Here is a 24,686-nt window from a genome sequence, read left to right as displayed (position 1 = left end):
ATGGACGTCATCTCCGTCATCCGCACGAAGCGGGACAAGGGCGAGCTGAGCCCGGAGCAGATCGACTGGGTCATCGACGCCTACACCCGCGGCGTGGTCGCCGACGAGCAGATGTCGGCCCTGGCGATGGCCATCCTGCTGAACGGCATGAACCGCGCGGAGATCGCCCGCTGGACCGCCGCGATGATCGCGTCCGGCGAGCGCATGAACTTCGACGCCCTCTCCCGCCCGACCGCCGACAAGCACTCCACCGGCGGCGTCGGCGACAAGATCACCCTCCCGCTCGCCCCGCTCGTCGCCGCCTGCGGCGCGGCCGTGCCGCAGCTCTCCGGCCGGGGCCTCGGCCACACCGGCGGCACCCTCGACAAGCTGGAGTCCATCCCCGGCTGGCGCGCCCTGCTCTCCAACGAGGAGATGCTGCACGTCCTCGACACCACCGGCGCCGTCATCTGCGCCGCCGGCGACGGCCTCGCCCCCGCCGACAAGAAGCTCTACGCGCTCCGCGACGTCACCGGCACGGTCGAGGCCATCCCGCTGATCGCCTCCTCGATCATGTCCAAGAAGATCGCCGAGGGCACCGGCTCGCTCGTCCTGGACGTCAAGGTCGGCACCGGCGCCTTCATGAAGAACATCGAGGACGCGCGCGAGCTGGCGCGGACGATGGTCGGCCTCGGCACCGACAGCGGCGTGAAGACCGTCGCGCTGCTCACCGACATGTCCACCCCGCTCGGCCTCACCGCGGGCAACGCCCTGGAGGTCCGCGAGTCCGTCGAGGTCCTCGCCGGCGGCGGCCCCGCCGACGTCGTCGAGCTGACGATCGCCCTCGCCCGCGAGATGCTCGACGCGGCCGGCGTCAAGGACGCCGACCCGGCCAAGGCCCTCGCCGACGGCTCCGCGATGGACGTCTGGCGCCGCATGATCTCCGCCCAGGGCGGCGACCCGGACGCCACCCTCCCGGTCGCCCGCGAGCAGCACGTCATCACGGCCCCGTCGACCGGCGTCCTCACCCGCCTCGACGCCTACGACATCGGCATCGCCGCCTGGCGCCTCGGCGCCGGCCGCGCCCGCAAGGAGGACCCGGTGCAGGCGGGCGCGGGCGTCGAGCTGCACGCCAAGCCCGGCGACACGGTGACGGAGGGCCAGCCGCTGCTCACCCTCCACACGGACACCCCGGAGAAGTTCGAGTACGCGCTGAAGTCCCTGGGATCGGCCTGGGACATCGCCGCCCCGGGCACCGCGTTCACCCCGAACCCGATCGTCCTGGACCGCATCGCCTGAGGCCCGAGCCGCCGACGCCTTCGGCCGTACGGGACCGGTGGGGGTCCACCGGTCCCGTACGGTCTCCGGTCAGAGAGCCGCCGCGCCGAGCAGCCCCGGCAGCTCCCGCATGGAGTCGAAGACCACCGTCCGGGGGCCCATCAGGCGGTCGGCGCGGGTCAGGCCGCCGCAGTAGCCGAAGGCCCGCATCCCGGCCGCGCGGGCGGCCTGGACGCCGTACGGGCTGTCCTCGACGACGGCGCAGCGCTCGGGCGGGACGCCCATCGTGGCCGCCGCGTGCAGGAAGAGGTCCGGGGCGGGCTTGCCGCGGGCGACGTCGCGGGCGCTGAAGATCCGGCCCTCGAAGCGGTCGATCAGCCCGACGCGGCCCAGGTTCTTGCGGATGCCGGCGTGGCTGCCGTTGGACGCGAGGCAGTACGGGACGGCCAGCGCGTCCAGGACTCCGGCGACGCCCTCCACGGCCGTCAGCTCGGCGTCCAGCGCGTCCTCGTACCGCTGCTTGAACGGAGCCTGCCAGCCGGGTTCGAGCGGGCTGCCCCTGCGCTCCTCCACGATCGCGGTGAGCATCTCGTGCGAGGAGCCGACGAAGTAGTCGGCGACCTCCGTCTCGGTGAACTCCGCCCCCAGGGACGCGAACACCTCCCGGTCCACGCGGCAGTAGATCCGCTCGCTGTCCACCAGAACGCCGTCACAGTCGAAGATCACCAGTTCGACAGGCTCGTGAGTCATGATCGAGAGCCTAGGCGGTGCCTCGGGGGTGCCCCGCGGGCTTTTTCCGATGAGTTCCGGGCGCCCGGGCGGTCGTACGGGATGTGGACACCAGTCGACCGCTCGTCCTGACCCTGCCCGCCCGCCTCGGCCACGGCGAGGTGGCGCTGCTCTGCGCCGAGCTCGGCGCGGCCCCGCCCGGCGACGTCGTCTGCGAGGTCGGCGCACTCACCCACGCCGACCTCGCGGCCGTCGACGCCCTGGCCCGCCTCAAGCTGGCCGCCGCCCGCCGGGGCCACCGCATCCGCTTCCACGGAGCACGCCGCACGGCCGAAACGCCCCAGTAGCTCCGCTACGAGGGCGCCCCGGCCGCACGCCGATCGCACGCACCGAACGACCCGGCCTGATCCGACGCGAATCGTCAGACAGGCCCTAGGCCTCTAGCCGGGCAGGCAGGTCGAAGAGCGGGAACCAGCGCTCGGTGTCGAGGAAGAAGTCCATGCCGCCGACCTTGCCGTCGCGCAGCTCCAGGACGATCAGCGCCCACGGGCTGAAGCCGCCCGCCGGGTCCGGGTGGTACTGGGCGAAGGCGGGGGAGCCGTTCGCCACGGTCGGCACCAGCTTCGAGCCGGAGCAGACCTCGCCGACGCCCAGCATCCAGCCGACGATGTCGTCGTGGCCCTGGAGCCAGAGGTCGTACGGAGGCATGGACATGGTCGCGTCCTCGTGGAGGAGCGCGGTGAGCGCCTTCATGTCGTAGCCCTCGAAGGCGGCGACGTACCGCTCCAGGAGCGCCTTCTGCTCCTCGTCCAGCGGGTTCGCCGTGTCGGAGGCGGCGGGCGCCTGCTCGGCGAGGGTCGCGCGGGCCCGCTGGAGTGCGCTGTTGACCGAGGCGACGGAGGTGTCGAGGAGCTCGGCGACCTCGCTCGCCTTCCAGGCGAGCACCTCGCGCAGGATGAGCACCGCGCGCTGCTTCGGCGGCAGGTGCTGGAGCGCGGCCACGAACGCGAGCCGCACGGTCTCCCGGTGCACGGCGGTCTCCGCGGGGTCGGCGACCGTGGGCAGCACCCGTCCGTCCGGAACCGGCTCAAGCCAGGTGATCTCCGGCTGCTGGACGAGCTTCGCCTGCGCCACCGGCGTCGGGGAGGTGAGGTCCATCGGCCGCGCCCTCTTGTTGCCCGCGTTCAGCGCGTCCAGGCAGACGTTGGTCGCGATCCGGTAGAGCCAGGACCGCAGTGACGAGCGGCCCTCGAAGGAGTCGATGGCCTTCCAGGCCCGGACCATCGTGTCCTGCACCGCGTCCTCCGCCTCGAAGGAGGATCCGAGCATCCGGTAGCAGTAACCGGTCAGCTCCCTGCGGTACTTGTCGAGTTCGTCGGTCGTCGCGGTCGCGGCATCACTCATCGGGTCCACACCCCACTCACCCCTCACCGGCCCCGTCCGGGGCCGGTGAGAGGGAAGCTACCGCAGGCGACTGACAGCCGGGGTCAGGTTCCCGGCTTGCGGCCGTAGACGAAGACGTCGTCGCCGTTCCTGAGGAGGTTCCAGTACGCCTTCGCGTCCGCCGAGCGCATGTTGACGCAGCCGCCCGAACCCGGCGGGTTCCACATGGACTTGGTGGTCGAGTGGAATGCCTGGCCGCCGTCGAAGAACTGCGAGTACGGCATGGAGACGTGGTAGAGCGTCGACCAGTGGTTGATGTTCCGCCAGTAGATCTTCTTGGAGCCGGTACGGGTCTCGGCGCCGTCCCGGCCGGTGCGCACCGGCACCGGGCCGTACTTCAGCCGCGCCCCGTCCTGGATCCAGCTGAGCTGGCGCGTCAGGTCGACGCAGGCGATCCGGCCCCGGTTGGTCGGGCAGGCGCCCGAGCGGTTGGGGTTGGTGCCGGCGGCCTTCTGCTGGAGCATCGTGTTCATCGTGCGCCAGGTGAGCGGGCCCGCGTACCCCATGGACGGGGTGATGCCGTGCTTGCGCTGGAAGGCCTGGATGGCCTGACAGTCGCCGAGCGACTGGCGGCCGTCGACCGTCCGGCCGAGGAACTTCTCCACCTGCTTCTGGTACGGCCCCGTCGTCACGTTGCAGGACGCCGCCTGCGCCGGCGCCGCGCCGAGCGCGATCGTCGCCGGCACCACGAGCGACGTGATCCCGGCGGCGATGCCCGCTCTTCTGCCTATGCGCTGTGCGATTCTTTTCATGATCGTCAACTCCCCCTCGGGTCCCTGAACTTGAGGACGTACGGGGGAGTGTGAACGGTTGCGGCCCCCGAAGGGAATCCGCGTGCGCCTCCGGGTCGTGCCTCAGGCGGCGGCCGGGTGCGGGCGCCGCGCCTCGAGGCGCGCGCTGTGCGAGCCGTACAGCGTCACCGAGACGACGCCGAGGACCGCGACCAGACCGATGAGGACCGTGCCCGCCCAGCCGCCCGCGTGGAAGGCGATCGCGCCGAGCGTGCCGCCCGCGCTGCTGCCGAGGTAGTACGCGGACTGGTAGAGCGCCGAGGCCTGCGCGCGGCCCGTCTTCGCCGTACGGCTCACCGAGGAGGAGGCGACCGCGTGGCCCGCGAAGAATCCGGCCGTGATCAGGACCAGCCCGGCCAGCACCGCGGCGAGGGAGTCGGCGAGCGAGAGCAGCAGGCCCGCGGCGGTGGTGGAGACCGCCAGGTAGAGCGCCCCGCGCCGGCCGAGACGCCCGACGAGCTTCCCGGCGGCGGCCGAGGAGACCGTGCCGACCAGGTAGACCAGGAAGATCGAGCCGATCACGCCCTGGGGAAGGGAGAACGGGGCCTCGACGAGCCGGTAGCCGATCACCGTGTACACCGCGCCGAAGACCGTCATGAACAGCGCGCCGATCACGTACAGGCGCACGAGAAGCGGGTCGGACAGATGGCCGCGGACGGTGCGCGCCAGCGCCTTCGGGTTCAGCGTGCCCGGCGTGAAGTGCCGCGCCTTCGGCAGCAGCGCCCGGAAGGCGATCGCGCACAGCAGCGAGGTCAGGCCGACGGCGGCCAGACCCGCCCGCCAGCCCCACATCTGGGCGACCCAGCCGGTCACCAGCCGGCCGCTCATGCCGCCGATCGAGTTGCCCGCCACGAAGAGGCCGATCGCGGCGACCAGCGCCTTGGGCCGCACCTCCTCGGCGAGGTACGCCATCGCGGAGGCGGGGAGTCCGGCGAGCGCGGCGCCCTGGAGGGCGCGCAGCGCGATCAGGGACTCCAGGTTCGGGGCGAGCGGCACCAGGAGCGCGACGGCGACCGCGACCGTCAGGGAGGCGGTCATCATCGACCGCCGGCCGAAGCGCTCCGAGAGGGCGCTGAGCGGCAGCACGCACAGGGCGAGGGCGCCGGTGGCGGCGGAGACCGTCCAGGAGGCGGCCGACGCGGTGGCGCCGAACTCGGCCGAGACGGCCGGGAGGAGGGCCTGCGTGGAGTAGAGGAGGGCGAAGGTGGCCAGTCCGGCGGCGAAGAGCGCGAGGCTCAGCCGGCGGTAGCCGGGGGCGCCGGGGGCGAGGCGGGTGTCGGCGGACGCGCTGGTGGCGGCCGCCTTGGTACTGGCAGGAGGCATGTCACGAACGTAGGACGGTCCGGTTCATGCGTCCAATGCACGGAACTGCTGTAATCGTTCCCATGCTGCATGAGTACAGGTCACAGCCTCGCCTGTCACCGAACAGTAACGAAGAAGACATGGGACTGCTCCTTGCCCCGCGGCTCGCGTACTTCGCCGCCGTCGCCCGGCACGAGCACGTGACCCGCGCCGCGGCCGAGATGGGCGTGCCCCAGTCGACGCTCTCGCGGGCCATGGTCCGGCTCGAACAGGACCTCGGCGTCTCGCTCTTCGCCCGCCGCGGCCGCACGGTCTCGCTCACCCCGGCCGGCCGCCGCTTCCTCACCGCCGCCGAGCGGGCCCTCGCCGAGGTGGAGCGGGCCGCCGACACCGTACGGGCCGACGCCGACCCGACCGCCGGACGGGTCGCCTTCGGCTTCCTGCACACCATGGGCTCCGAGACCGTCCCCGGCCTCATCCGCGCCTTCCGCGTCGACCACCCCGGGATCCGGTTCACCCTCGTCCAGAACTACGGCGAGGCGATGATCGAACGGCTCCGGGCCGGCGACCTCGACCTCTGCCTGACGTCCCCGGTCCCGGACGCCCCCGACCTGGTGGCCCGGCGCCTCGACGAACAGCGGCTGCGGCTCGTCGTCCCCGACGACCACCGGCTCGCGGGCCGCCGCCGCGTCCGCCTCGCCGAGGCCGCCGACGAGACCTTCGTGACCCTCGAACCGGGGTACGGGCTCCGCCGCATCACGGACGACCTGTGCGCGGAGGCCGGCTTCAAGCCCCGGATCGCGTTCGAGGGCGAGGAGGCCGAGACCCTCCGCGGCCTGGTCGCCGCGGGCCTCGGCGTCGCCCTGCTGCCCCCGCCCGCCGTCCCCCGCCCCGGCGTCGTCGAACTCGCCGTCACCGCGCCCCGCGCGGTCCGCGAGATCGGCGTCGCCTGGCTCGACGGCCACCCGGACACGGCCCCGGTGGCCGCCTTCAAGAAGTTCCTCCTCGGCCGCCGGGGCCACCTGCTCCCGAAGGAGCCCTCACCTCCGGCGTGACCCGGCCGTCCGGGCCCTTGGGAGACACCCCCATGAGCCGGCCGTCCGGGCCCTTGGGAGACCCCCCATGACCCGGCCGTCCGAGCCCTTGGGGCCCTCACAGGGGCCCGTACCCCCGGCGTCAGCCGGCCGTCCGGGCCCGCCGGGCCCTCACCGGCGCGCCGAGTTCCCGAAGCCCGCCGCCAGTGGCATCCGCAGGCCCAGGGGCGGGGGCGCCGCCATCGCGTCCGTCACCGGGCGGGCGAAGGGCCGGGCGAAGAGGGTGCCGAGGACGAAGTCGGCGGCGAGGTTGCGGACCTCGGCCGCGTACTGGCGCAGCGCGTGGCCGTCCGAGTGGACCTCGAAGCGGCAGGTGTCGCGGTTGGCCTTCTTCGCCCGCTCGGCGAAGCGGAACGACAGCTCCGGGTCGGTCACGGCGTCGTTCGTGCCGTGCGCGAGCAGCACCCGGCGCCCCACCAGCTGCCGCACCGGCTCCGGCTCCGCGGCCACGTCGTCCTCCGGCAGCCACGGGGCCAGCGCGAGGACCGCGCCGACCGCCTCGTGCCCGCCCGCGTGCAGCGCCGCGCGCCCGCCGAGGCCGTGCCCGACGAGGGCGACCGGGACGTCGCCGTAGCGCCGTACCGCCTCCGCCACCGCCCAGGACGCGTCCGCCGCGAGCTCCGCGCCGGCGCCGTTCCAGCCGCGCCCCCGGTAGCGCACCACGTGGGCCACGAGGCCCTCCGCCCGGCCCGCCCGCACCAGCCCCCGCCCGAGCGGCAGCATCGCCGCGTGCGCCCGCGCGGAGGCGCGCCGTCTCGACACCGGCTCACCGTCCGGCAGGAGCAGCACCACGCCGCCCACCGCCACCGACGTCCGGGAACCTCCAACAGGCCGTCCGAGCCGGGGTCTCCGGGCCTCGGGCGGTCCCACGAGTGCGTAGTGCGCCATGGCGGAACAGTCTCAGAAGCCGAGGTGTACGCAACGGGTACACGCGGTCTCTGTTACGTATCGCCCTCCGGACGAACGGCCGTTTCCCCTGTACCCGTTCGAAATCGGGCACGGTCCCGACGGCCTCGAACCCCTTGCGTCCGTACAGCGGCGCGGCCGGTCCTCCGGGTGCACCACCTGCCTTCGGAAGGCGGCCCGTCCTCCGGGCCGCCGCGCGTTCGATCAGTTCAGGGGGTGTGTCGTCGCCCGGGCGGGCATCACCGGGCGGGGGTGCCCGTCGTGCCGGTGGTTCCCTTGGTGCTGGTGGTGCTGGTGGTGCTGGTGGTGCCGGTGGTGGTGGTCGTCTGACCGATCGGGCCCAGGAGTCCGGACGGGCCGAGGAGCCCGTTCGGGCCGAGGAGTCCGGACGGGCCGGTGAGCGAGACATCGCCCAGGAGCTCCGGAGCGAAGCTCGCCGACTGCGTGCAGGAGCCGAACGTGCCGCCCACACAGCTGTGGTCGAGGCTGTGCTGCGAGTTGTCGACGACGGGGTCGCCGAGGGCGTGCGAGGCGCCGGCCATGCCGAGCGTCATGGCGCCCGCCGAGACCGCGACGAGCAGTCCACGGATGGTTCGCATGCCACGTCCTTCCTTGATGTCGGCGGGCCTCTGCTCCCGCCGTGAGGGCACCACGAAACCGTGGGCGGACGGGACAGGGCGTGAACGGGGGACGCGATGTCGTCTCAGCGGCTCAATAAGTCGTATACGCGCAGGTCCGAACGCGTTCCCCCTTCCCCGCCGTACTGTCGACGTGACGTCGGGCATGTCGCGCGCGAGGAATCCGGGCGCGGATACGGCGCCGACGGGGAGCGTTCTACGCGCGTAGGGGCTACAGTGCGGAAATGACGAGCCAGACCCCCAACGTCCCCACCGCGGACCAGATCCGCCGTGCCCCGAAGGTGCTGCTCCACGACCACCTCGACGGCGGACTGCGCCCCGGCACGATCATCGAACTCGCCCGTGAGCAGGGCTACGACCGGCTCCCCGAGGCGGAGCCCGACAAGCTCGGCATCTGGTTCCGCGAGGCGGCCGACTCCGGCTCCCTGGAGCGGTACCTGGAGACCTTCGCGCACACCTGCGCCGTCATGCAGACCCGGGAGGCCCTCGTCCGCGTGGCCCGCGAGTGCGCCGTCGACCTCGCCGAGGACGGCGTCGTGTACGCGGAGGTGCGCTACGCCCCCGAGCAGCACCTGGAGCGCGGCCTGACCCTCGAAGAGGTCGTGGAGGCGGTCAACGAGGGCTTCAGGGAAGGCGAGCGCCAGGCCAGGGCCGACGGGTACCGCATCCGGATCGGCGCCCTGCTCACCGCCATGCGGCACGCGGCGCGCGCCCTGGAGATCGCCGAACTCGCCAACCGCTACCGCGACTCCGGCGTCGTCGGCTTCGACATCGCGGGCGCCGAGGCCGGCTATCCGCCCACCCGTCACCTCGACGCCTTCGAGTACCTCAAGCGGGAGAACAACCACTTCACGATCCACGCGGGCGAGGCCTTCGGGCTGCCCTCCATCTGGCAGGCACTCCAGTGGTGCGGAGCCGACCGGCTCGGGCACGGCGTCCGGATCATCGACGACATCGAGGTCGCCGACGACGGCTCCGTCCGCCTCGGCCGGCTCGCCTCGTACGTCCGCGACAAGCGCATCCCGCTGGAGATGTGCCCGTCCTCCAACCTCCAGACCGGCGCGGCCGCCTCGTTCGCGGAGCACCCCATCGGCCTGCTCCGCACCCTGCACTTCAGGGCCACGGTCAACACCGACAACCGGCTGATGAGCGGCACGACCATGAGCCGTGAATTCGAGCTGCTGAACGACACGTTCGATTACACGCTCGACGACATGCAGTGGTTCACGGTCAATGCGATGAAATCAGCGTTCATTCCTTTCGATGAACGCCTGGCCATGATCAATGAGGTCATCAAGCCCGGATACTCCGAGCTCAAGTCCGAATGGCTGTTCCAGCAGACTGCCGCGACCAGCGGATCTTCCTCCGTGGCGGGCTGAGAACCGCCCCGTCCGGGGATCGAGAGCGGCCGGGTCGGTGCGACACCCGGCCGCTTTCCGGTGTTTGCGGAGGGGTTGATCGCTGGTTAGGTTGCAGAGTCGCTCTGCATTCCCAGGATTTCCCCTCCCGGCTTTCCTCGAAGCCCCCGGATTCCCCAAGGAAGATTTTCAGATGAAGCAGTCTGCCGCCAAGAAGCTCGGTGTCGCCGCTCTCGGTGCCGCTTTCGCCGCCTCCGCCGCCGGCACGGCCTCCGCCGCGCCGTCCCTGCCGCTCGGCGCCGACGCGCTGGGCACGGTGACCCAGGCCGTTCCGCTGGGCGATGGCCTCACCGAGCTCCCCGACGGCGCCGCCGAGTCCCTCGGTGCCGGGCAGGGCGCCCTCGGCCAGGGCCTCGACCAGGGGGTGAAGACCCTCCCGGCCGCCGCCGGCCAGGCCACCCAGAACGCTCCGCTCGGTGCCGCGACCGGCGCCCTCGGCTCCACCCCGCTCGGCGGCCTCCTCGGCGGCCTGCCGCTGGGCGCCACCGGCCTCCCGATCGGCTGACACCCGCCGCACACGCCGAAGGGGCGCGCACCCGGGAATCCGGGCACGCGCCCCTTCGGCGTGCGGGTGACCAGGGGTCACGCGGCTACCAGGCCGCGGTCGCGTTCTTCTCGGAGGGCAGGAAGACCCAGAGCGCCAGGTACAGCAGGAACTGCGGGCCGGGCAGCAGGCACGAGACCAGGAAGATCAGACGCATCGTCCACGCGGAGGTGCCGAAGCGCCGTGCCAGCGCCGCGCACACTCCGCCGATCACGCGTCCGTCACGGGGGCGGATGAGAGCGGCCATGGTGGGCTCCTTCGGTGTCGGTCCGGGAGCCGCTCCGTCGGGCTCCCGATGACTCCATACTGCCGCCGGGAGGGGTGTCGGAGCGTCGGTCTACCGGGCGATCGGGACCCTGGGAATCGTCGGGGTCGAACCCTGACCCGACTCGTTCCGCAGGAGGGGGGAACCCCTACCCGGCCCTCCGGACCCGCCGTCCCCGGGCGAGACCCGCGGCCCCGCCTCCGCCCTGCGGCGCAGCCAGCCGCGGCCGACCGGGACGAACAGCAGGTGCGCGAGCGCGACCCCCGCCGTGTTCAGCAGCACCGAGTCCACGTCGACGACCTGACCCGGCACGGCCGTCTGCAACAGCTCCACGGCCAGCGACACCAGCGCGCCCGCGGCGGTCGTACGGGCGAGGGAAGCCCACCGGGAGACGTCGAGCCTCCCGTCGGCCATCGGGAGCAGTACCCCGAGCGGGGCCAGGAGCAGCAGCCCCTCGCCGATCAGCCGGGCCGCCGCGGTGGCGCCGAGCGCCAGGTCGGCCCGCAGGCCGTGCAGTGGGATCGTGTTCGGCGCGGTCACCCAGGCCACGTCGCGTGGGCGCAGACTGACCCACGCGACGAGCAGCAGATGCGCGAGGAGGAGTACGAACCCCACCACGCGGACGACCACGGCGGCACCACCGCCCGAACCTTGACGCTGCACGCCCCCCAAGACGCCCCTGACAGCGGAATCGGTTCCGCCCTTTGTCGGCCGGCCCGGTTGCGGGCGACTGCTCCGCGAGGGCGGAACGGGCGCCCACACGGCGGGTGGCGCGGGGCCGGGGGTCAGCTGGAGGAAGGGATCGGGATCGGGGCGGTCGGGGGGGTGGACTCCGGGCGTTCGCGCAGTTCCGTCGTGCAGCGGTAGCGCTTGGGCGGGTAGGAGCCCGGGCCGCCGAGCAGGACGGTGTGGTCGCCCGCGCCCGCGGAGCTCGCCGCGAAGGTGCAGACGATCTGCGACAGGGCGGTCGGCGCCAGGTCCTCCGGCTGTCGGCTCAGCCGCAGGGTGCCCGCCGCGTCGCCGGGGTGCCCGCCGGTGACCGCCAGCGGACTGCGTACGGCGGTCGTGAAGCCGGCCTCCCGCTCGTCGTCCGACGGCGCGGCGAGCAGCTGCGCGAGCAGCCCCGTGGCCGTACGCACGGGGTCGCCGCCCGCCTTCTCCTCCGGCAGCGGCGACCGGCGGTCGACCGGGTCGAGCTGCGAGCCGCAGACCAGGTACACCCGGACCGGCATGCCCTGCGCGGTCGTCGCCGACGCGCTCTCGTCGGTCACGCTGCACGGGACGCGGGACGGGGCCGCGCCCGCGTCGACCGGCACGGACGTGGTCCTGATCCCGCAGCCGGTGACGAACACCGTCAGCGTGGCGGCGAGCAGGGCGCCCGCTCCCGTCGTACGCCCGAAGGTGCGGCGCCTCACGCTTCCTCCACCTCGCCCTGGCTGCTGCGGGTCTGTACCTCGCGCGTGATCCCCGACGCGTCCAGGGGCAGGCGCAGCACGAACACCGCGCCGTCCACCGTCCCGTCCTCGCCGACCGAGTTGGAGGCCGTGATCGATCCGCCGTGGATCAGCGCGTTCTCCATGGCGATCGACAGGCCGAGACCGCTGCCCTCGGACCGCGGCCGGGACGCGCTCGCCTTGTAGAAGCGGTCGAACACGTGCGGCAGCACCTCCTCGGGGATGCCGGGGCCGTGGTCGCGCACCGCGATGACCAGCTCCTCGTCCTCCGTGCGCACGGAGACCCGGACCGGCGAACCGCCGTGCTTCAGAGCGTTGCCGATCAGGTTCGCGAGGATCACGTCGAGGCGGCGCGGGTCGAGCGGCGCCACGATCCCGCGCTCGGCGTCGAGGTCGACCGCGTCCAGCCAGGCCCGGGCGTCGATGCAGGCGGTGATCTGGTCGGCGATGTCCACGTCGTCGAGGACGAGCCGGGCGGTGCCCGCGTCGAAGCGGGTCACCTCCATCAGGTTCTCCACCAGGTCGTTCAGGCGCCGCGTCTCGCTCACCACCAGCGCCACCGCCGGCGCGATCATCGGGTCCAGGGTGTCCTGCTCGTCCTCCAGGACCTCGGTGACGGCCGTGAGGGCGGTCAGCGGGGTGCGCAGCTCGTGCGACATGTCGGCGACGAAACGGCGGCTGGACTCCTCCCGCGCGCTCATGTCCGCGACCTTCTTCTGCAGGGACTCGGCCGCGCTGTTGAACGTACGGGACAGATCGGCCAGTTCGTCCGCCCCGCTGACCCGCAGCCGGGTGTCGAGCTTGCCCTCGCCGAGCTGCCGGGCCGCCTCGCCGAGGCGGTGCACCGGGCGCAGCACGGTCGTCGCCGCGACCTGCGCGAGCAGCACCGAGCCGACGACCGCGAGCGCGGTCGCGATCCCCAGCGACCAGGCGAGCGAGTTCAAGTCGGCCTTCTCCGCGGCCAGCGACTTGAACATGTAGCCGGCCGGCCCGCCGCCGTCGATCCGCGTCCCGCCGACCAGGTACGGCGTCCCGCCCCGCTCCGTACGCTGCCAGAACAGGTGGTACTTGTACGGGTTGGCCTCCGTCACCGGCCGTTCGGTGTCCACCGCGTCCCGCAGCGAGCGCGGCACGTCGGCGAGGGTGAAGTCGTCCGGGTCGGAGGCGCCGACGATCGGCTTGCCCGCGTCCCGCTCGCCGAGCAGCAGCACCTGGTAGTCGGCGGCGCCGCCGCTCGCCATCTGCTCGGCGGTCCGCCGCAGGTCGTCCTGGGTGGGCCGGAGCGGCAGCGTGGCCGCCCGGTTCTGCATCTCCTGCCGGAAGTCGTTGAGCGCCCCGTCCTGGGTACGCGTCAGCACGGCCTCGCGGTTGAGCCAGTACGCGATGCCGGAGGCGGCGACGGCCGCGGTCAGCGCGACCAGGGCGAAGACGACGACGAGCCGCAGCCGCAGGCTGGAGAGCCGCGGCCGCGCGAGGATCCCCTTGCTCACGCAGGAACGTCCAGTCGGTAGCCGACGCCCCGCACGGTACGGATGAGCGTCGGAGAGGACGGCACGTCCTCCACCTTCGCGCGCAGCCGCTGCACACAGGCGTCGACGAGCCGGGAGTCGCCCAGGTAGTCGTGCTCCCACACGAGCCGCAGCAACTGCTGCCGGGACAGCGCCTGTCCGGGCCGCCGGCTCAGCTCCAGGAGCAGCCGCAGCTCGGTCGGGGTGAGCTGGAGGTCCTCGCCGTTCTTGGTGACCGTCATCGCGGACCGGTCGATCACGAGGGACCCGTAGGTCGCGGAGTCCGTCGACTCCCGCTCGCCGCGCCGCAGTACGGCCCGGATGCGGGCGTCCAGGACGCGGCCCTGCACCGGCTTCACGACGTAGTCGTCGGCACCGGACTCCAGGCCCACGACCACGTCGATGTCGTCGCTGCGCGCGGTCAGCAGGATGATCGGCAGCTGGTCGGTGCGGCGGATCCGCCGACAGACCTCGAAGCCGTCGATGCCGGGCAGCATGACGTCGAGCACGACCAGGTCCGGCCGCTGCTCGCGCAGCAGCTGGAGGCCGTCCTCGCCCGTCGCGGCGGTGGCCACCCGGTGGCCCTGCCGGGACAGGGAGAGTTCGAGGGCCGTGCGGATGGCGTCGTCGTCCTCGATCAGCAACAGAAAAGGCACGCCGTCATTCTGTCGCATTGGGCCGTCCGAGTTCGACCGCTCGCCGACTCGCTTCTGTCCCGTCCCCTGTGACACGGCTGTGACAGTCGGCGGACAACGCCATGAAGTCCCGAGGGCAAGCTTCTTGGCACACGGACCGAAACACACTCCAACCGACGGGGGGCGCAAGATGAACGCACTGCACGGCACCACCTCAAGCGCAGTTGTCACGCGTCTCCACGACGTCGTTCGGAGCACCGAGAAGTCCGGCGCTGTCACGAACGGGCGGGGGTGCGTTCGCAGCGTCGGGCGTCAGCGCAAGGCGCCTTACATGGTCGCCGTCGCTGACGGGGGAGCGGCGTACGGGGAGGTCACGGGGGAGCGCACGAGCTGCTCGGAAGCCGAGTTCACGGCTTACGTGCAGGAGCGTCGTGCCTCCCTGTACGCCACCGCCTACCACCTCACCGGTGACCGTTTCGAGGCCGAGGACCTGCTCCAGAGCGCGCTGTTCTCCACGTACCGCGCCTGGGACCGGATCAGCGACAAGGCCGCCGTCGGCGGATACCTCCGTCGCACCATGACGAACCTGCACATCAGCGCCTGGCGCCGGCGCAAGCTCAACGAGTACCCCACCGAGGAGCTGCCGGAGACGGTCGGCGAGACGGACGCGATGCGCGGCACCGAGCTGCGCGCCGTCCTGTGGCAGGCGCTCGCCCGGCTGCCCGAACTCCAGCGCACCATGCTGGTGCTGCGCTACTACGAGGGCCGCACCGATCCCGAGATCGCGGAGATCCTCGACATCAGTGTCGGCACGGTCAAGTCGAGCATCTGGCGCTCGCTGCGCCGGCTGCGCGAGGACGAGGTCCTCAGCTTCGGCCGTGACGAGGAGGAGTCCTTCGGCGAGCTGGTGGCCTGAAGGCAGGGGGGACGACCCCCGGGAGCCACGGGGGAACGGGGCTTTCGGGATACGGGGAAAACACGGGGGGACCGTACGGGGGTGCGGGGGAAAGCGAAGCGGGTCGTACGAGTCCGGGGGGTCTCGTACGGCCCGCTTCGTGCGTGGCGCCGGGGCGCCCGGAGTGTGTCAGCTCGCCGCCGGAGTGCGGTGGCGGCCGGCCGCGGCGGCGGCGAGGCGGCCGAGGGCCTCGGGCTTGGCGCAGGGGTGGGCGCCGAGGGAGGCCTGGCGGGCGACGATGGCGCGCTCGGCGCGCATCAGGCGCCAGCCGCGGCGGAGCAGGAAGGGCACGGACTTGCGGCCCTCGCGGAGGTCGCGGGCGAGGCGGCGGCGGAAGGTGGTCGAGGGCCGGCCGCGCAGGCAGAGCGCGTCGGCGAGGACGTCGAGCTCGCGGCAGCGGGAGACGATCTCGGCCGCGAAGATGCCCTCGGCCACGAAGAGCGGGGTCCGCTCGATGTCGAGCCGCTCGCGGCCGACGCGGGAGCTGGTCGAGAGGTCGTACACGGGGACGTCGGTCCGTCCGGTGCGGCACAGTTCGACGATGGCGGCGACGGCCGCGTCGGCGTCCCAGGACCGCGGGGAGTCCCAGTCGATGTCCGCGCTGCCGTCGACGAGCGGGAGCGTCGGATCGTCCGCCTCCTTGTAGAAGTCGTCGAGGCGCAGGACCGGAAGGCCGGTGACGGCGGCGAGGGACGACTTGCCGGAGCCGGAGGGGCCCGCGAGCAGGACGACACGGGTCGGGATCGGTTGGGAACTCACGGGACACCAGTGTGAAGCATTCCCCCGTGCAGGGGACCCCCGAGGAAGGCCGTTGGTATCGAGCATCACACCTCGACTACTGTCGGTGGCCGCCCGGTCACCCCTTGGAAGGATCATGATGGCGCGTCACGCAGAACCCCGCACCTCCCGTCGCAGCGCCCTGCTCAAGGCCGGCCTCACCGTCACGGCGGCGGGCGCCGCCCTGGTCGGTGCGGGCGCGGCGGCCCAGGCCGCCACCCCGGTGCCGCTGCCCGTCGACTCGCTCACCAGGACGGACGCCGCCGCGGCCGGGGAGGGCGCGCTGGCCGGCGTCACCCACGGCCTGGGGCCGCTCACCCGCCTCCAGCTCGACCCGCTGGCCAACACCGGTGTCGACCCGCTCGACAACGGGCTCGGCACCCAGGTCGCCGACTTCAAGCCGGTCGGCACCGATCTGGTCACCGGCCACCTCACGAAGGGCGGGGCACTGGCCGATCTGCCGGTGGCCGGTCCGCTGACGCAGTCGCTGCTTCCGTAGGGGGTGTCTTGCCGGCCCTGTCCGTTCAGTGCCTCGCCCGGCGCAGCCAGCCCAGTGCCCTGCGGGGCTCGGGCAGGCCCGGCGCGGGCAGCTTCACCGGGCTGTCGCCGTCCCGGCCGCTGCCGTGCGGCTGTACGTCCTTCAGTCGCACGCTCCAGGGGCCTTCCGCCATGGACACCTGGACGAGGACCGGGCCCTCGGGCAGCGGCACGGTGTCCCGGCGTGCGCCGATCTCGTTGATGGCGGCGGTTCCGTGCTTCGGCAGCGTGGTGGAGTCCGTGTGCCCCGCCAGGCGGTACAGGAAGACGACGAAATTGCTCTTGCCGCGGTAGCGGAAGGTGGCGTCGGCGATCCCGCCGGTGTGGAGCAGGAGCTCGGGGCCCTCGCACTCCAGGGTGTCCTCCGTCAGACGCCGGGCCTCCGCCAGCGGCAGGACTCGCACCTGCCAGGAGTCGCTCGCCTGCAGCTGCAGGCGCAGAGTCCCGTTGGCGGGGACGGTGGTGAGCATCCGGCCCCGGAAACCCTTCTCGCCGTGGTTGATGAGGTAACGCCCCTTGGTGTTGGACGCGTCGAGGGGCCACATGGCCTGGTGTCCGTCGCCCTCCAGCGTCACTTCCACCATGACAGGGCCGGGTGGCAGATCCTTCACGGTGATCACGTCGCTGTGCCGGCCGGTGACGGTGCGCTGCTCGAAGACGGGCCCGTACGTCCAGACCGACGGGTCGGGCCGCGGAACGGGCGGGGGAGAGGCCGTCAGGGGCGCCTGGGCCCGGGCAGGGTCCTGGGTGGCCTCCGTGGCCGACGTCTGCGCCCGGGTCAGCTCCTCGCGCAGGGCCCGGATCTGGTCCGGGGTCATGTCCAGGAGCTCATCCCGCGTCGGGCGCCGAATCTGGGCCGGTGCCTGGGCCGGTTCCGCGACCGGAGCCCGGGCCGGTGTCTCGCGCGGTTCCTCGCTCACGTCCACCCCGTGGTCCACCGCCAGGCCGGTCAGCCCGTCGACGTACCCTTGGCCGACCGCCCGGAACTTCCAGCCGCCCGACCGGCGGTACAGCTCCGCGAGGACCATCGCCGTCTCGTCGCCCGCGTCGGTCACCTCGTACGCCACGACGGTCGCCCCGTCGGGCCCGAAGACCTCCACGGAGAGCCCGTGGGCGTCGCGCAGAGCGCCCTCCTCCGTCGACACGACGAGGAGGACGCGGGTGACGGCCTCCTCCGCGCCCGTGAGGTCGGCGTCGAGCCACACCGTGCCGTCCTCGGCCCCGGTGAGCCGCACCGCGCCCGACGGGTGTGCCGGAGCGCCGTCGAACACGATGTCGGAGTCCCCCCGGACCCTGCCCCGCTCCGTCACGAGCAGCGCCGCCACGTCCACGCCGCTCCGGACGGCGACGCGCAGCGCCGCCGTCGGGACGAAGGTGTTGTCTCCCTTGATCAATCCCCTCAGCATGTCCGGATCTTGCGCGCGACGGGGGGACATGCGCAAGGCCCCCGGGTGCGGACACCCGGGGGCCTTGCGAGGGGAACTGATCCGACTAGTACGAGGAGCCGCTCGCGCCCAGCGAACCCGTGGGGTGCCAGACCGTCTTGGTCTCCAGGAAGGCGGTCATGCGGTCCGTGCCGGGGGACTCGTTGAAGTCCTCGGGGCGGGGGCGCAGCACGCGCTTGAGGTTGTCCGCCGCCGCGATCTCCAGCTCGCGCGCGAGGTCGCCCTCGGTCGCGCCCGTCAGGTCGATCGCGTTGACGTCCTGGTGGGCCGCGAGGTGCGGGCCCATCTCGGCCGCCTTGCCGGAGAGGATGTTGACCACGCCGCCCGGGAGGTCGGAGGTGGCCAGGACCTCGCCCAGGGAGAGGGCCGGCAGCGGGGACTTCTCGCTGGCGATGACCACCGCCGTGTTGCCCGTCGCGATCACCGGGGCGATCACCGAGACCAGGCCCAGGAAGGACGAGTCCTGCGGCGCCACGACCGTGACGACACCGGTCGGCTCGGGCGAGGAGAGGTTGAAGTACGGGCCGGCGACCGGGTTGGCGCCGCCGACGACCTGGGCGATCTTGTCGGTCCAGCCCGCGTACCAGACCCAGCGGTCGATCGCCGCGTCGACGACCGCGGCCGCCTTCGACTTCGACAGGCCCTCCGCGTCCGCGACCTCGTGCACGAACTGACCCTTGCGGCCCTCCAGCATCTCCGCGACGCGGTAGAGGATCTGGCCGCGGTTGTACGCGGTCGCGCCCGCCCAGCCGCCGAAGGCCTTGCGGGCGGCGACGACCGCGTCACGGGCGTCCTTGCGGGAGGAGAGCGGCGCGTTCGCCAGCCACTTGCCCTTCGAGTCCGTCACCTCGTACACCCGGCCGCTCTCGGAGCGGGGGAACTTGCCCCCGACGTACAGCTTGTAGGTCTTGAAGACGCTCAGCCGCGTCGCCGACTCAGACATCGAGGTAGGCCTCCAGACCGTGACGGCCGCCCTCGCGGCCGAAGCCCGACTCCTTGTAGCCGCCGAACGGCGAGGTCGGGTCGAACTTGTTGAACGTGTTGGCCCAGACGACACCGGCCCGGAGCTTGGACGCGACGGCCAGGATGCGCGAGCCCTTCTCCGTCCAGATGCCGGCGGACAGGCCGTACTGGCTGTTGTTGGCCTTCGCGACGGCCTCGTCGGGGGTGCGGAAGGACAGCACCGACAGGACCGGGCCGAAGATCTCGTCGCGGGCGATCCGGTGCGCCTGCGTGACGTTCGTGAAGAGCGTCGGGGCGAACCAGTAACCGGCCGACGGGATCTCGCAGGAGGCGGTCCAGCGCTCGGCGCCCTCCGCCTCGCCCTGCTCCACCAGCGAGGTGATGCGGGCCAGCTGCTCCGAGGAGTTGATGGCGCCGATGTCGGTGTTCTTGTCGAGCGGGTCGCCGAGGCGCAGCGTGTTCAGGCGGCGCTTGAGCGAGTCGAGCAGCTCGTCCTGGATCGACTCCTGCACCAGGAGGCGCGAGCCGGCGCAGCAGACCTGCCCCTGGTTGAAGAAGATGCCGTTGACGATGCCCTCGACGGCCTGGTCGATCGGGGCGTCGTCGAAGACGATGTTGGCGCCCTTGCCGCCCAGCTCCAGGGTCACCTTCTTGTCGGTGCCCGCGACGGAACGCGCGATGGCCTTGCCGACCGCGGTCGAACCGGTGAAGGCGACCTTGTTGACGTCCGGGTGCGCGACCAGCGCGGCGCCCGTCTCCCCGTATCCGGGAAGGATGTTGACGACGCCCTTCGGCAGCCCGGCCTGGCGGCAGATGTCCGCGAAGAACAGGGCGGAGAGCGGGGTCGTCTCGGCCGGCTTCAGGACGACCGTGTTGCCGGTCGCCAGCGCCGGGGCGATCTTCCACGCCAGCATGAGCAGCGGGAAGTTCCACGGGATGACCTGGCCGGCCACGCCCAGCGGGCGGGGGTTCGCGCCGTAGCCCGCGTGGTCGAGCTTGTCGGCCCAGCCCGCGTAGTAGAAGAAGTGCGCGGCGACCAGGGGGAGGTCCGCGTCGCGGGTCTCCTTGATCGGCTTGCCGTTGTCCAGGGTCTCCAGGACGGCCAGCTCGCGGCTGCGCTCCTGGATGATCCGGGCGATCCGGAAGAGGTACTTGGCGCGCTCGGAGCCGGGCAGCGCCGACCACTTCTCGAACGCCTTGCGGGCCGCCTTCACCGCGCGGTCCACGTCCTCGGCGCCCGCCTGGGCGATCTCGGAGAGGACCTCCTCGGAGGAGGGGGAGACGGTCTTGAAGACCTTGCCGTCGGCCGCCTCGACGAACTCGCCGTCGATGAAGAGGCCGTACGAGGGGGCGATGTCGACGACGGACCGGGACTCGGGCGCCGGTGCGTACTCGAATGCAGATGCCATGTTGATCAGTCCACCGTCACGTAATCGGGGCCGGAGTAACGGCCGGTCGCCAGCTTCTGGCGCTGCATCAGCAGGTCGTTGAGCAGGCTGGAAGCGCCGAAGCGGAACCAGTGGTTGTCCAGCCACTCCTCGCCCACGGTCTCGTTGACGAGCACCAGGAACTTGATCGCTTCCTTGGTGTTGCGGATGCCGCCGGCCGGCTTCACACCGATCTGCACGCCGGTCTGGGCGCGGAAGTCGCGCACGGCCTCCAGCATGAGGAGGGTGTTGGCGGGGGTGGCGTTGACCGCGACCTTGCCGGTCGAGGTCTTGATGAAGTCCGCGCCGGCCATCATGCCGAGCCAGGAGGCGCGGCGGATGTTGTCGTACGTGGACAGCTCGCCGGTCTCGAAGATCACCTTGAGGCGCGCGCGGTCGCCGCACTCCGCCTTGATCGCGGCGATCTGCTCGTAGACCTTCAGATAGTGGCCGGCGAGGAAGGCGCCACGGTCGATGACCATGTCGATCTCGTCGGCGCCGGCGGCGATCGCGTCGGCCGTGTCGGCGAGCTTCACGGGGAGCGCGGCGCGCCCGGCGGGGAACGCGGTGGCGACCGAGGCGACCTTGACGCCGGTGCCCGCGACGGCGGCCTTGGCGGTGGCCACCATGTCCGGGTAGACGCAGACGGCGGCGGTCGTCGGGGTCGTGCGGTCGGTCGGATCGGGGTTGACGGCCTTGGCGGCGAGCGCCCGGACCTTGCCCGGGGTGTCCGCGCCTTCGAGCGTCGTCAAGTCGATCATGGAAATGGCCAGGTCGATGGCGTAAGCCTTGGCCGTGGTCTTGATCGAGCGGGTGCCGAGGGACGCGGCGCGCGCCTCCAGGCCGACGGCGTCGACGCCGGGCAGCCCGTGGAGGAAGCGGCGCAGCGCACCGTCGGACGCGGTCACGTCGGCGAATGCGGATGCTGCGGATGCAGTGGTGGGCATGGTCACCAGTCGAGCATATCTACGCGCGTAGCGACCTGTACAGGGGGACTGCTTCGGGGAGCGCGAGGTCACAGGGGGTCCGACGGCGTGGTGACTCCTGTCACACGCCCGTGACGTGGAGCGGACCGCTCCCCCATACAAGATCAATAGATTCTTGTCAGCAGCCAGCCGGACCTCACCGGAAACAGTCGGAAGAGAAAAAGCGGCATGCGACTCACCCCAGCCACCTACCTGAATCACAGGAGTCGTTATGCGCACCGCCCTTCGCACCGCCATCGCCACCGCCCTCGTCGCGGGCGTCGCGGTCGGCACCCCCGCCCTCACCGCGGGCGCCGCCTTCGCCGCCGACGGCCCCGTCGCCGTCCAGGCCGGCCAGGCCGCCCCCGCCGCCCAGGCCCCGACTGCTTCCACCGAGACCGAGACCGCGTCCACGCCGGTCAAGCCCGCCGCCCCGGCCGCCGCCCAGAACACGACGCCCGCCCGCACCGGTGACGGCTGGATCGAGAACTGGAAGGCCAAGCCGGGCGAGACCTTCGTCCGCGACGAGGTCCTGCGGGGCGGCACCGTCGCCAAGATCGTCAAGGCGGGCGCGCTCCACTACCGCGCCTACCTGTACAAGGAGGGCCAGGCCGTCGGCACCATCGAGGCCGCCGGCCGTTCCGCCGCCGGCCAGGACAACGGCCACTTCTTCGTCCTGAACCCGGACGGCACCACCCACGACTGGGTCGGCAACGTCGCCCCCAATAAGCCCGGCCTCTACCGGCTCGTCGACGGCACCGTCCTCCAGCTGGCGCGGAAGGACGGCCGCTACGGCCTCCAGCTGATCGAGAACGGCAAGGGCCGCGGCTACACCTACGTGAACGGCGTGCGCGTCGTCTGGAACTTCGGCAAGGCCGTCGTCGTCCTGGAGCAGGACGGCCAGTTCTCCGCCTACGTCCCCGGCTCCGCCAAGCAGGCCGCCCCGCAGCCGATCGAGGCGGCCGGCTACGTCCGCACCGAGAAGCTGCTGCGGGGCTACGAGGCCAAGATCTTCAAGGCCGGCGAGTCCCACCACCGCGCCGAGGTCTCCTACGAGGGCCGGCAGACCGACACGTTCGACGCCGACCACCGATCGGTCGCCGGCAACGACAACGGCACCTTCTTCGTCCTCCACGCGGACGGCACCACCGACAACTGGACCGGCAACTACCTCCCGGGCGCCAAGCCCGGCGTGTACAAGCTCGCCGACGGCACCACGCTGGAGATCGCCAAGAAGAACGGCCGCTACGGCATCCAGCAGCTGCGCTGGGGCACCCACGGCACCGGCTTCACCTACCTGACCGAGCCCCGCCAGGTCTTCGGCTTCAACAACGCCACCGTCGTCCTGGAGCAAGACGGCGGGTTCGCCGCCTACATCCACGGCTCGGCCAAGCAGGCCGCCCCGAAGCCGGTCACCCGCGACGAGCAGTGCACCGTCGTCACCACCGTCGGCATCGGCGCCGGCTCCGAGGCCGAGCTGACCATGAGCCCGAACGGGCCGAAGGCCGAGCTCCAGGACATCGGCAGCGGAAAGGTCTTCGCGACGCTCGACCGCAACCACCCGTCGCTGCCGCAGAGCGCCGGCATCGTCGCCCGCATCGACAACCCGTTCAGCGCCACGCCGTCGCTGTACACCAAGGTCGAGGGCGGCGTCGGCAGCAAGGGCGGCTCGCACGCCTTCCCGAAGCTGCCGAAGGGCTGCGCGCTCAACCCGGTCAAGGGCGCCACCTCCGGGCAGGGCACCACCGGCAACACGGGCGTCACCGCCAACAACGCCGGCCAGACCTCCGTCATCCCGCAGGGCGGCGTCGCGGCCGGTGCCGAGCTCGGCACCGGGGGCGACTCCACCGCGCTCGTCGCCGCCGGCGCGGGAGCGGCCTCCCTCGCCGCCGCGGGCCTCGGCTTCGTCGTCCTGCGCCGCCGCGTCGGTTCCCGCGGCTGAACCGCCCGCCGGGCGTGATCCGGAGGAAGGCGTCACGCCCTCCGGACCGCGCCCCGGCCCTCTCCCGCGCGGATCCGGAACAGGCCCGACGCCCTTCCGGATCGCGCCCGGGGGCGCCGCCGCTCTGATCGGCCCGCCCCGCACCCCGACCACCGCTCCTCGACCCTGACCCGAGCCAGGAGCACCCACCCCTGACCGGTCGCCGCGCCCCACGCGGCGACCGGTCGCACCGCGTCCGGAGCCGTCCCGTGAACCGCCGCCCCGCCCGTACCCGTACCGCCTCCGTCGTCCTCGTGGCCGCGCTCGCCGCCCTCACCGGCTGTTCGGCGGGCGGCGGGACCACCGCCACCCCGCCCGCGCACGTCGTCGAGGCCACCGCGCCCGTGCCGGCCGCGAGCGTCGCGCCCGTCCGTCCGCTGGGCCGTTCTCTGCCCGTGCGGGTGCGGGTGCCCGCGGCCGGGGTCGACACCGGGGCCGGCGGGTCCGTCCTCCGCCTGGGGCTGAACGCCGACGGGTCCGTGCAGGTGCCGTCGGTGGAGCAGGCGGAGCGCATCGGCTGGTACGAGAAGGGCGTGACGCCCGGGGAGACCGGGCCCGCCGTGCTCATCGGGCACTTCGACACGGCCCGCGGCCCCGCCGTCCTGAAGGACGTCGCGCGCGTCCGGGTCGGCGACGAGATCACCGTGGAGCGTGCCGACGGAAAGGCCGCGGTGTTCCGGGTCAGGGAACTGGAGCAGGTCGACAAGGACGCCTTCCCGACCGCCAGGGTCTACGGGGACACCAAGCGCCCTGAGCTGCGGATCGTCACCTGCGGCGGCGAACTGGTCGACGGCCACCGCCCCGACAACATCATCCTGTACGCGGATCTGGTGGCCACGCGGGCCGCCTGAGCCGCCGGCGCCCCGCTGAGGCACAATCGGCGGCATGACGACCCCCGAGCCGACCCCCGAGCCGAGTCACGAGCCCAGCCGCGAGTCGACCCCCGCACAGCCGCCCGCCGACCGTGTCTTCCGGTCGCCCCTCGGGATCGCGAGCGGGGTGTTCCTGCTGCTCCTCGCGGGCATGTTCGGAGTCGACGCGGTGATCCGCGGCGAGGGCGGGACCCCGTGGGTCGCGCTCGCGTGCCTCGTCCTCGCCGTCCCGCTGATCGTCGCCTTCACGATCCGCCCCGCGGTGTACGCCAACGAGGACCGGCTCCGGATCCGCAACCCCTTCCGGTCGATCACGCTGCCCTGGGCCTCGGTCGCCGACGTCCGCGCCGGCTACTCCAGCGAGGTCTTCACCCAGGACGGCGCCAAGTACCAGCTGTGGGCCGTCCCCATCTCGCTGCGCCAGCGGAAGCGGGCGGCCCGTCGCGCCGCCCGCGCCTCCCAGGACGACCCGCACGGCCGCACCTCCGTCACCGCCGACGTGCGCGACTCCGCCTCCCGGATGGCGGCCGGCGACCAGACCGTCGCCGACCTCCGCGAACTCGCCGAGGCCCGCGCCGCGAGCCCGGGCGCCCAGGGCGAGCCGCAGGTGCGCTGGGCGTACGAGATCATCGGCCCCTCCGTGGCCGGACTCGTCCTGCTCGCGATCCTGCTCGCGGTCGGCTAGGGCGTGTTTTGGAAGTAGGTTTCGCCGCTCGCCCTGTGCCGTGATGATCGCGGTGTGGGGCGAGGGGATCTTTCTGACGAGCAGTGGGCCGTGCT

The 24,686-nt window shown here is 72.5% G+C and carries 26 protein-coding genes; 10 read left to right on the top strand and 16 right to left on the bottom strand.

Annotated elements, in window-relative coordinates; genetic code table 11:
- The gene (locus tag OO54_RS33085; RefSeq protein WP_033209837.1) at positions 1–1,278 is read left to right on the top strand and encodes a thymidine phosphorylase; all 1,278 of its coding nucleotides are present in this window, start codon (positions 1–3) and stop codon (positions 1,276–1,278) included.
- A 69-nt stretch (positions 1,279–1,347) separates the two neighbouring features.
- Here OO54_RS33085 and OO54_RS33080 read toward each other — a convergent pair whose 3' ends face one another.
- Positions 1,348–2,007, bottom strand: a complete 660-nt coding sequence (locus OO54_RS33080; protein WP_078905471.1) for an HAD family hydrolase — start codon at positions 2,005–2,007, stop codon at positions 1,348–1,350.
- Between the two features lie 83 nt (positions 2,008–2,090).
- Between OO54_RS33080 and OO54_RS33075 the strand changes: the two genes are divergently transcribed.
- The gene (locus OO54_RS33075; RefSeq protein ID WP_033209832.1) at positions 2,091–2,333 is read left to right on the top strand and encodes an STAS domain-containing protein; all 243 of its coding nucleotides are present in this window, start codon (positions 2,091–2,093) and stop codon (positions 2,331–2,333) included.
- Between the two features lie 85 nt (positions 2,334–2,418).
- Here OO54_RS33075 and OO54_RS33070 read toward each other — a convergent pair whose 3' ends face one another.
- The 3 genes from OO54_RS33070 to OO54_RS33060 all read right to left on the bottom strand — a co-directional run bounded on the left by OO54_RS33070 (position 2,419) and on the right by OO54_RS33060 (position 5,543).
- On the bottom strand, positions 2,419–3,390 hold the full coding sequence (locus OO54_RS33070; RefSeq protein WP_033209918.1) for a sigma-70 family RNA polymerase sigma factor: 972 nt from the start codon (positions 3,388–3,390) through the stop codon (positions 2,419–2,421).
- 83 nt (positions 3,391–3,473) lie between these two features.
- Positions 3,474–4,181, bottom strand: a complete 708-nt coding sequence (locus OO54_RS33065) for a L,D-transpeptidase family protein (protein WP_033209825.1) — start codon at positions 4,179–4,181, stop codon at positions 3,474–3,476.
- Positions 4,182–4,283: 102 nt separating this feature from the next.
- Positions 4,284–5,543 carry an MFS transporter gene (locus OO54_RS33060; RefSeq protein ID WP_033209822.1) on the bottom strand — a complete coding sequence of 420 codons (1,260 nt, stop codon included), beginning with the start codon at positions 5,541–5,543 and terminating at the stop codon, positions 4,284–4,286.
- A 62-nt stretch (positions 5,544–5,605) separates the two neighbouring features.
- On the opposite strand from OO54_RS33060, the gene OO54_RS33055 reads away from it, so the two are divergent.
- Positions 5,606–6,577, top strand: a complete 972-nt coding sequence (locus OO54_RS33055; protein ID WP_078905470.1) for a LysR family transcriptional regulator — start codon at positions 5,606–5,608, stop codon at positions 6,575–6,577.
- Positions 6,578–6,727: 150 nt separating this feature from the next.
- Here the strand turns inward: OO54_RS33055 and OO54_RS33050 are convergent, their stop codons facing one another.
- Together OO54_RS33050 and OO54_RS33045 are read right to left on the bottom strand one after the other, a co-directional pair.
- Positions 6,728–7,504 (bottom strand): alpha/beta hydrolase, encoded by a 777-nt coding sequence (locus tag OO54_RS33050; RefSeq protein WP_063781449.1) that lies wholly within the window; start codon positions 7,502–7,504, stop codon positions 6,728–6,730.
- Positions 7,505–7,761: 257 nt separating this feature from the next.
- Entirely contained in the window at positions 7,762–8,121 is a 360-nt protein-coding gene (locus OO54_RS33045; RefSeq protein WP_033209818.1) for a hypothetical protein, read from the bottom strand.
- A 263-nt stretch (positions 8,122–8,384) separates the two neighbouring features.
- Between OO54_RS33045 and OO54_RS33040 the strand changes: the two genes are divergently transcribed.
- Together OO54_RS33040 and OO54_RS33035 are read left to right on the top strand one after the other, a co-directional pair.
- Positions 8,385–9,539: an adenosine deaminase gene (locus tag OO54_RS33040; RefSeq protein ID WP_033209816.1), complete on the top strand. Its 1,155-nt coding sequence runs from the start codon at positions 8,385–8,387 to the stop codon at positions 9,537–9,539.
- Positions 9,540–9,711: 172 nt separating this feature from the next.
- Positions 9,712–10,083, top strand: a complete 372-nt coding sequence (locus tag OO54_RS33035) for a hypothetical protein (protein ID WP_033209811.1) — start codon at positions 9,712–9,714, stop codon at positions 10,081–10,083.
- A gap of 85 nt (positions 10,084–10,168) precedes the next feature.
- On the opposite strand, the gene OO54_RS33030 is transcribed toward OO54_RS33035, so the two are convergent.
- The 5 genes from OO54_RS33030 to afsQ1 form a co-directional block, all read right to left on the bottom strand.
- Positions 10,169–10,369 carry a PspC domain-containing protein gene (locus OO54_RS33030; protein ID WP_017239742.1) on the bottom strand — a complete coding sequence of 67 codons (201 nt, stop codon included), beginning with the start codon at positions 10,367–10,369 and terminating at the stop codon, positions 10,169–10,171.
- 90 nt (positions 10,370–10,459) lie between these two features.
- Positions 10,460–11,050 (bottom strand): VanZ family protein, encoded by a 591-nt coding sequence (locus OO54_RS33025; RefSeq protein WP_033209809.1) that lies wholly within the window; start codon positions 11,048–11,050, stop codon positions 10,460–10,462.
- A 122-nt stretch (positions 11,051–11,172) separates the two neighbouring features.
- Positions 11,173–11,802 carry a hypothetical protein gene (locus OO54_RS33020; protein ID WP_033209807.1) on the bottom strand — a complete coding sequence of 210 codons (630 nt, stop codon included), beginning with the start codon at positions 11,800–11,802 and terminating at the stop codon, positions 11,173–11,175.
- A complete protein-coding gene (locus OO54_RS33015; protein WP_033209806.1) occupies positions 11,799–13,331 on the bottom strand; it encodes a sensor histidine kinase in 1,533 nt (510 codons plus the stop codon). Before OO54_RS33015 ends, OO54_RS33020 begins: the two co-directional genes overlap by 4 nt.
- A complete protein-coding gene (gene afsQ1 / locus OO54_RS33010) occupies positions 13,328–14,005 on the bottom strand; it encodes a two-component system response regulator AfsQ1 (protein ID WP_017239746.1) in 678 nt (225 codons plus the stop codon). The genes OO54_RS33015 and afsQ1 overlap by 4 nt, the downstream gene beginning before the upstream one ends.
- A 169-nt stretch (positions 14,006–14,174) precedes the next feature.
- On the opposite strand from afsQ1, the gene OO54_RS33005 reads away from it, so the two are divergent.
- Positions 14,175–14,900 (top strand): SigE family RNA polymerase sigma factor, encoded by a 726-nt coding sequence (locus tag OO54_RS33005; protein WP_063738354.1) that lies wholly within the window; start codon positions 14,175–14,177, stop codon positions 14,898–14,900.
- A gap of 168 nt (positions 14,901–15,068) precedes the next feature.
- Here OO54_RS33005 and OO54_RS33000 read toward each other — a convergent pair whose 3' ends face one another.
- Positions 15,069–15,764, bottom strand: coding sequence for a uridine kinase family protein (locus OO54_RS33000; protein ID WP_078905468.1), 696 nt, complete (start codon positions 15,762–15,764; stop codon positions 15,069–15,071).
- Positions 15,765–15,816: 52 nt separating this feature from the next.
- Between OO54_RS33000 and OO54_RS32995 the strand changes: the two genes are divergently transcribed.
- Positions 15,817–16,215 (top strand): hypothetical protein, encoded by a 399-nt coding sequence (locus OO54_RS32995; RefSeq protein WP_033209794.1) that lies wholly within the window; start codon positions 15,817–15,819, stop codon positions 16,213–16,215.
- Between the two features lie 25 nt (positions 16,216–16,240).
- Here OO54_RS32995 and OO54_RS32990 read toward each other — a convergent pair whose 3' ends face one another.
- From OO54_RS32990 to deoC, 4 genes are all read right to left on the bottom strand, one after another.
- Positions 16,241–17,659: a TerD family protein gene (locus tag OO54_RS32990; RefSeq protein WP_033209793.1), complete on the bottom strand. Its 1,419-nt coding sequence runs from the start codon at positions 17,657–17,659 to the stop codon at positions 16,241–16,243.
- An 85-nt stretch (positions 17,660–17,744) separates the two neighbouring features.
- A complete protein-coding gene (locus tag OO54_RS32985; RefSeq protein ID WP_033209791.1) occupies positions 17,745–18,641 on the bottom strand; it encodes an aldehyde dehydrogenase family protein in 897 nt (298 codons plus the stop codon).
- The gene (locus OO54_RS32980; protein WP_033209789.1) at positions 18,634–20,070 is read right to left on the bottom strand and encodes an aldehyde dehydrogenase family protein; all 1,437 of its coding nucleotides are present in this window, start codon (positions 20,068–20,070) and stop codon (positions 18,634–18,636) included. Before OO54_RS32980 ends, OO54_RS32985 begins: the two co-directional genes overlap by 8 nt.
- A gap of 5 nt (positions 20,071–20,075) precedes the next feature.
- Entirely contained in the window at positions 20,076–21,035 is a 960-nt protein-coding gene (gene deoC / locus OO54_RS32975; RefSeq protein ID WP_033209912.1) for a deoxyribose-phosphate aldolase, read from the bottom strand.
- Between the two features lie 250 nt (positions 21,036–21,285).
- Between deoC and OO54_RS32970 the strand changes: the two genes are divergently transcribed.
- The 3 genes from OO54_RS32970 to OO54_RS32960 all read left to right on the top strand — a co-directional run bounded on the left by OO54_RS32970 (position 21,286) and on the right by OO54_RS32960 (position 24,591).
- Positions 21,286–22,995, top strand: a complete 1,710-nt coding sequence (locus OO54_RS32970; RefSeq protein WP_033209786.1) for a hypothetical protein — start codon at positions 21,286–21,288, stop codon at positions 22,993–22,995.
- A gap of 248 nt (positions 22,996–23,243) precedes the next feature.
- Positions 23,244–23,885 carry a class F sortase gene (locus OO54_RS32965; RefSeq protein ID WP_033209784.1) on the top strand — a complete coding sequence of 214 codons (642 nt, stop codon included), beginning with the start codon at positions 23,244–23,246 and terminating at the stop codon, positions 23,883–23,885.
- Between the two features lie 34 nt (positions 23,886–23,919).
- A complete protein-coding gene (locus OO54_RS32960) occupies positions 23,920–24,591 on the top strand; it encodes a PH domain-containing protein (protein ID WP_033209777.1) in 672 nt (223 codons plus the stop codon).
- Positions 24,592–24,686 lie beyond the last annotated feature (95 nt).

Source organism: Streptomyces wedmorensis (assembly GCF_000716445.1).
GTDB lineage: Bacteria > Actinomycetota > Actinomycetes > Streptomycetales > Streptomycetaceae > Streptomyces > Streptomyces wedmorensis.
The sequence above is the reverse complement of the archived record's forward strand: the minus strand, read 5'-3'. Positions and strand labels throughout refer to the sequence as shown.

Excerpts from the sequence above, each read along its gene's own strand:
- OO54_RS33000 (WP_078905468.1), bottom strand. The coding sequence starts at position 15,764 with ATGCTCGATACCAACGGCCTTCCTCGGGGGTCCCCTGCACGGGGGAAT.
- OO54_RS33040 (WP_033209816.1), top strand. The coding sequence starts at position 8,385 with ATGACGAGCCAGACCCCCAACGTCCCCACCGCGGACCAGATCCGCCGT.
- OO54_RS33050 (WP_063781449.1), bottom strand. The coding sequence starts at position 7,504 with ATGGCGCACTACGCACTCGTGGGACCGCCCGAGGCCCGGAGACCCCGG.
- deoC (WP_033209912.1), bottom strand. The coding sequence starts at position 21,035 with ATGCCCACCACTGCATCCGCAGCATCCGCATTCGCCGACGTGACCGCG.
- OO54_RS33035 (WP_033209811.1), top strand. The coding sequence starts at position 9,712 with ATGAAGCAGTCTGCCGCCAAGAAGCTCGGTGTCGCCGCTCTCGGTGCC.
- OO54_RS33085 (WP_033209837.1), top strand. The coding sequence starts at position 1 with ATGGACGTCATCTCCGTCATCCGCACGAAGCGGGACAAGGGCGAGCTG.
- OO54_RS32990 (WP_033209793.1), bottom strand. The coding sequence starts at position 17,659 with ATGCTGAGGGGATTGATCAAGGGAGACAACACCTTCGTCCCGACGGCG.
- OO54_RS32960 (WP_033209777.1), top strand. The coding sequence starts at position 23,920 with ATGACGACCCCCGAGCCGACCCCCGAGCCGAGTCACGAGCCCAGCCGC.
- OO54_RS32985 (WP_033209791.1), bottom strand. The coding sequence starts at position 18,641 with ATGTCTGAGTCGGCGACGCGGCTGAGCGTCTTCAAGACCTACAAGCTG.
- OO54_RS32970 (WP_033209786.1), top strand. The coding sequence starts at position 21,286 with ATGCGCACCGCCCTTCGCACCGCCATCGCCACCGCCCTCGTCGCGGGC.
- OO54_RS33030 (WP_017239742.1), bottom strand. The coding sequence starts at position 10,369 with ATGGCCGCTCTCATCCGCCCCCGTGACGGACGCGTGATCGGCGGAGTG.
- OO54_RS33045 (WP_033209818.1), bottom strand. The coding sequence starts at position 8,121 with ATGCGAACCATCCGTGGACTGCTCGTCGCGGTCTCGGCGGGCGCCATG.
- OO54_RS33080 (WP_078905471.1), bottom strand. The coding sequence starts at position 2,007 with ATGACTCACGAGCCTGTCGAACTGGTGATCTTCGACTGTGACGGCGTT.
- OO54_RS32980 (WP_033209789.1), bottom strand. The coding sequence starts at position 20,070 with ATGGCATCTGCATTCGAGTACGCACCGGCGCCCGAGTCCCGGTCCGTC.
- OO54_RS33070 (WP_033209918.1), bottom strand. The coding sequence starts at position 3,390 with ATGAGTGATGCCGCGACCGCGACGACCGACGAACTCGACAAGTACCGC.
- OO54_RS33055 (WP_078905470.1), top strand. The coding sequence starts at position 5,606 with ATGCTGCATGAGTACAGGTCACAGCCTCGCCTGTCACCGAACAGTAAC.
- OO54_RS33065 (WP_033209825.1), bottom strand. The coding sequence starts at position 4,181 with ATGAAAAGAATCGCACAGCGCATAGGCAGAAGAGCGGGCATCGCCGCC.
- OO54_RS33060 (WP_033209822.1), bottom strand. The coding sequence starts at position 5,543 with ATGCCTCCTGCCAGTACCAAGGCGGCCGCCACCAGCGCGTCCGCCGAC.
- OO54_RS32995 (WP_033209794.1), top strand. The coding sequence starts at position 15,817 with ATGGCGCGTCACGCAGAACCCCGCACCTCCCGTCGCAGCGCCCTGCTC.
- OO54_RS33005 (WP_063738354.1), top strand. The coding sequence starts at position 14,175 with ATGAACGCACTGCACGGCACCACCTCAAGCGCAGTTGTCACGCGTCTC.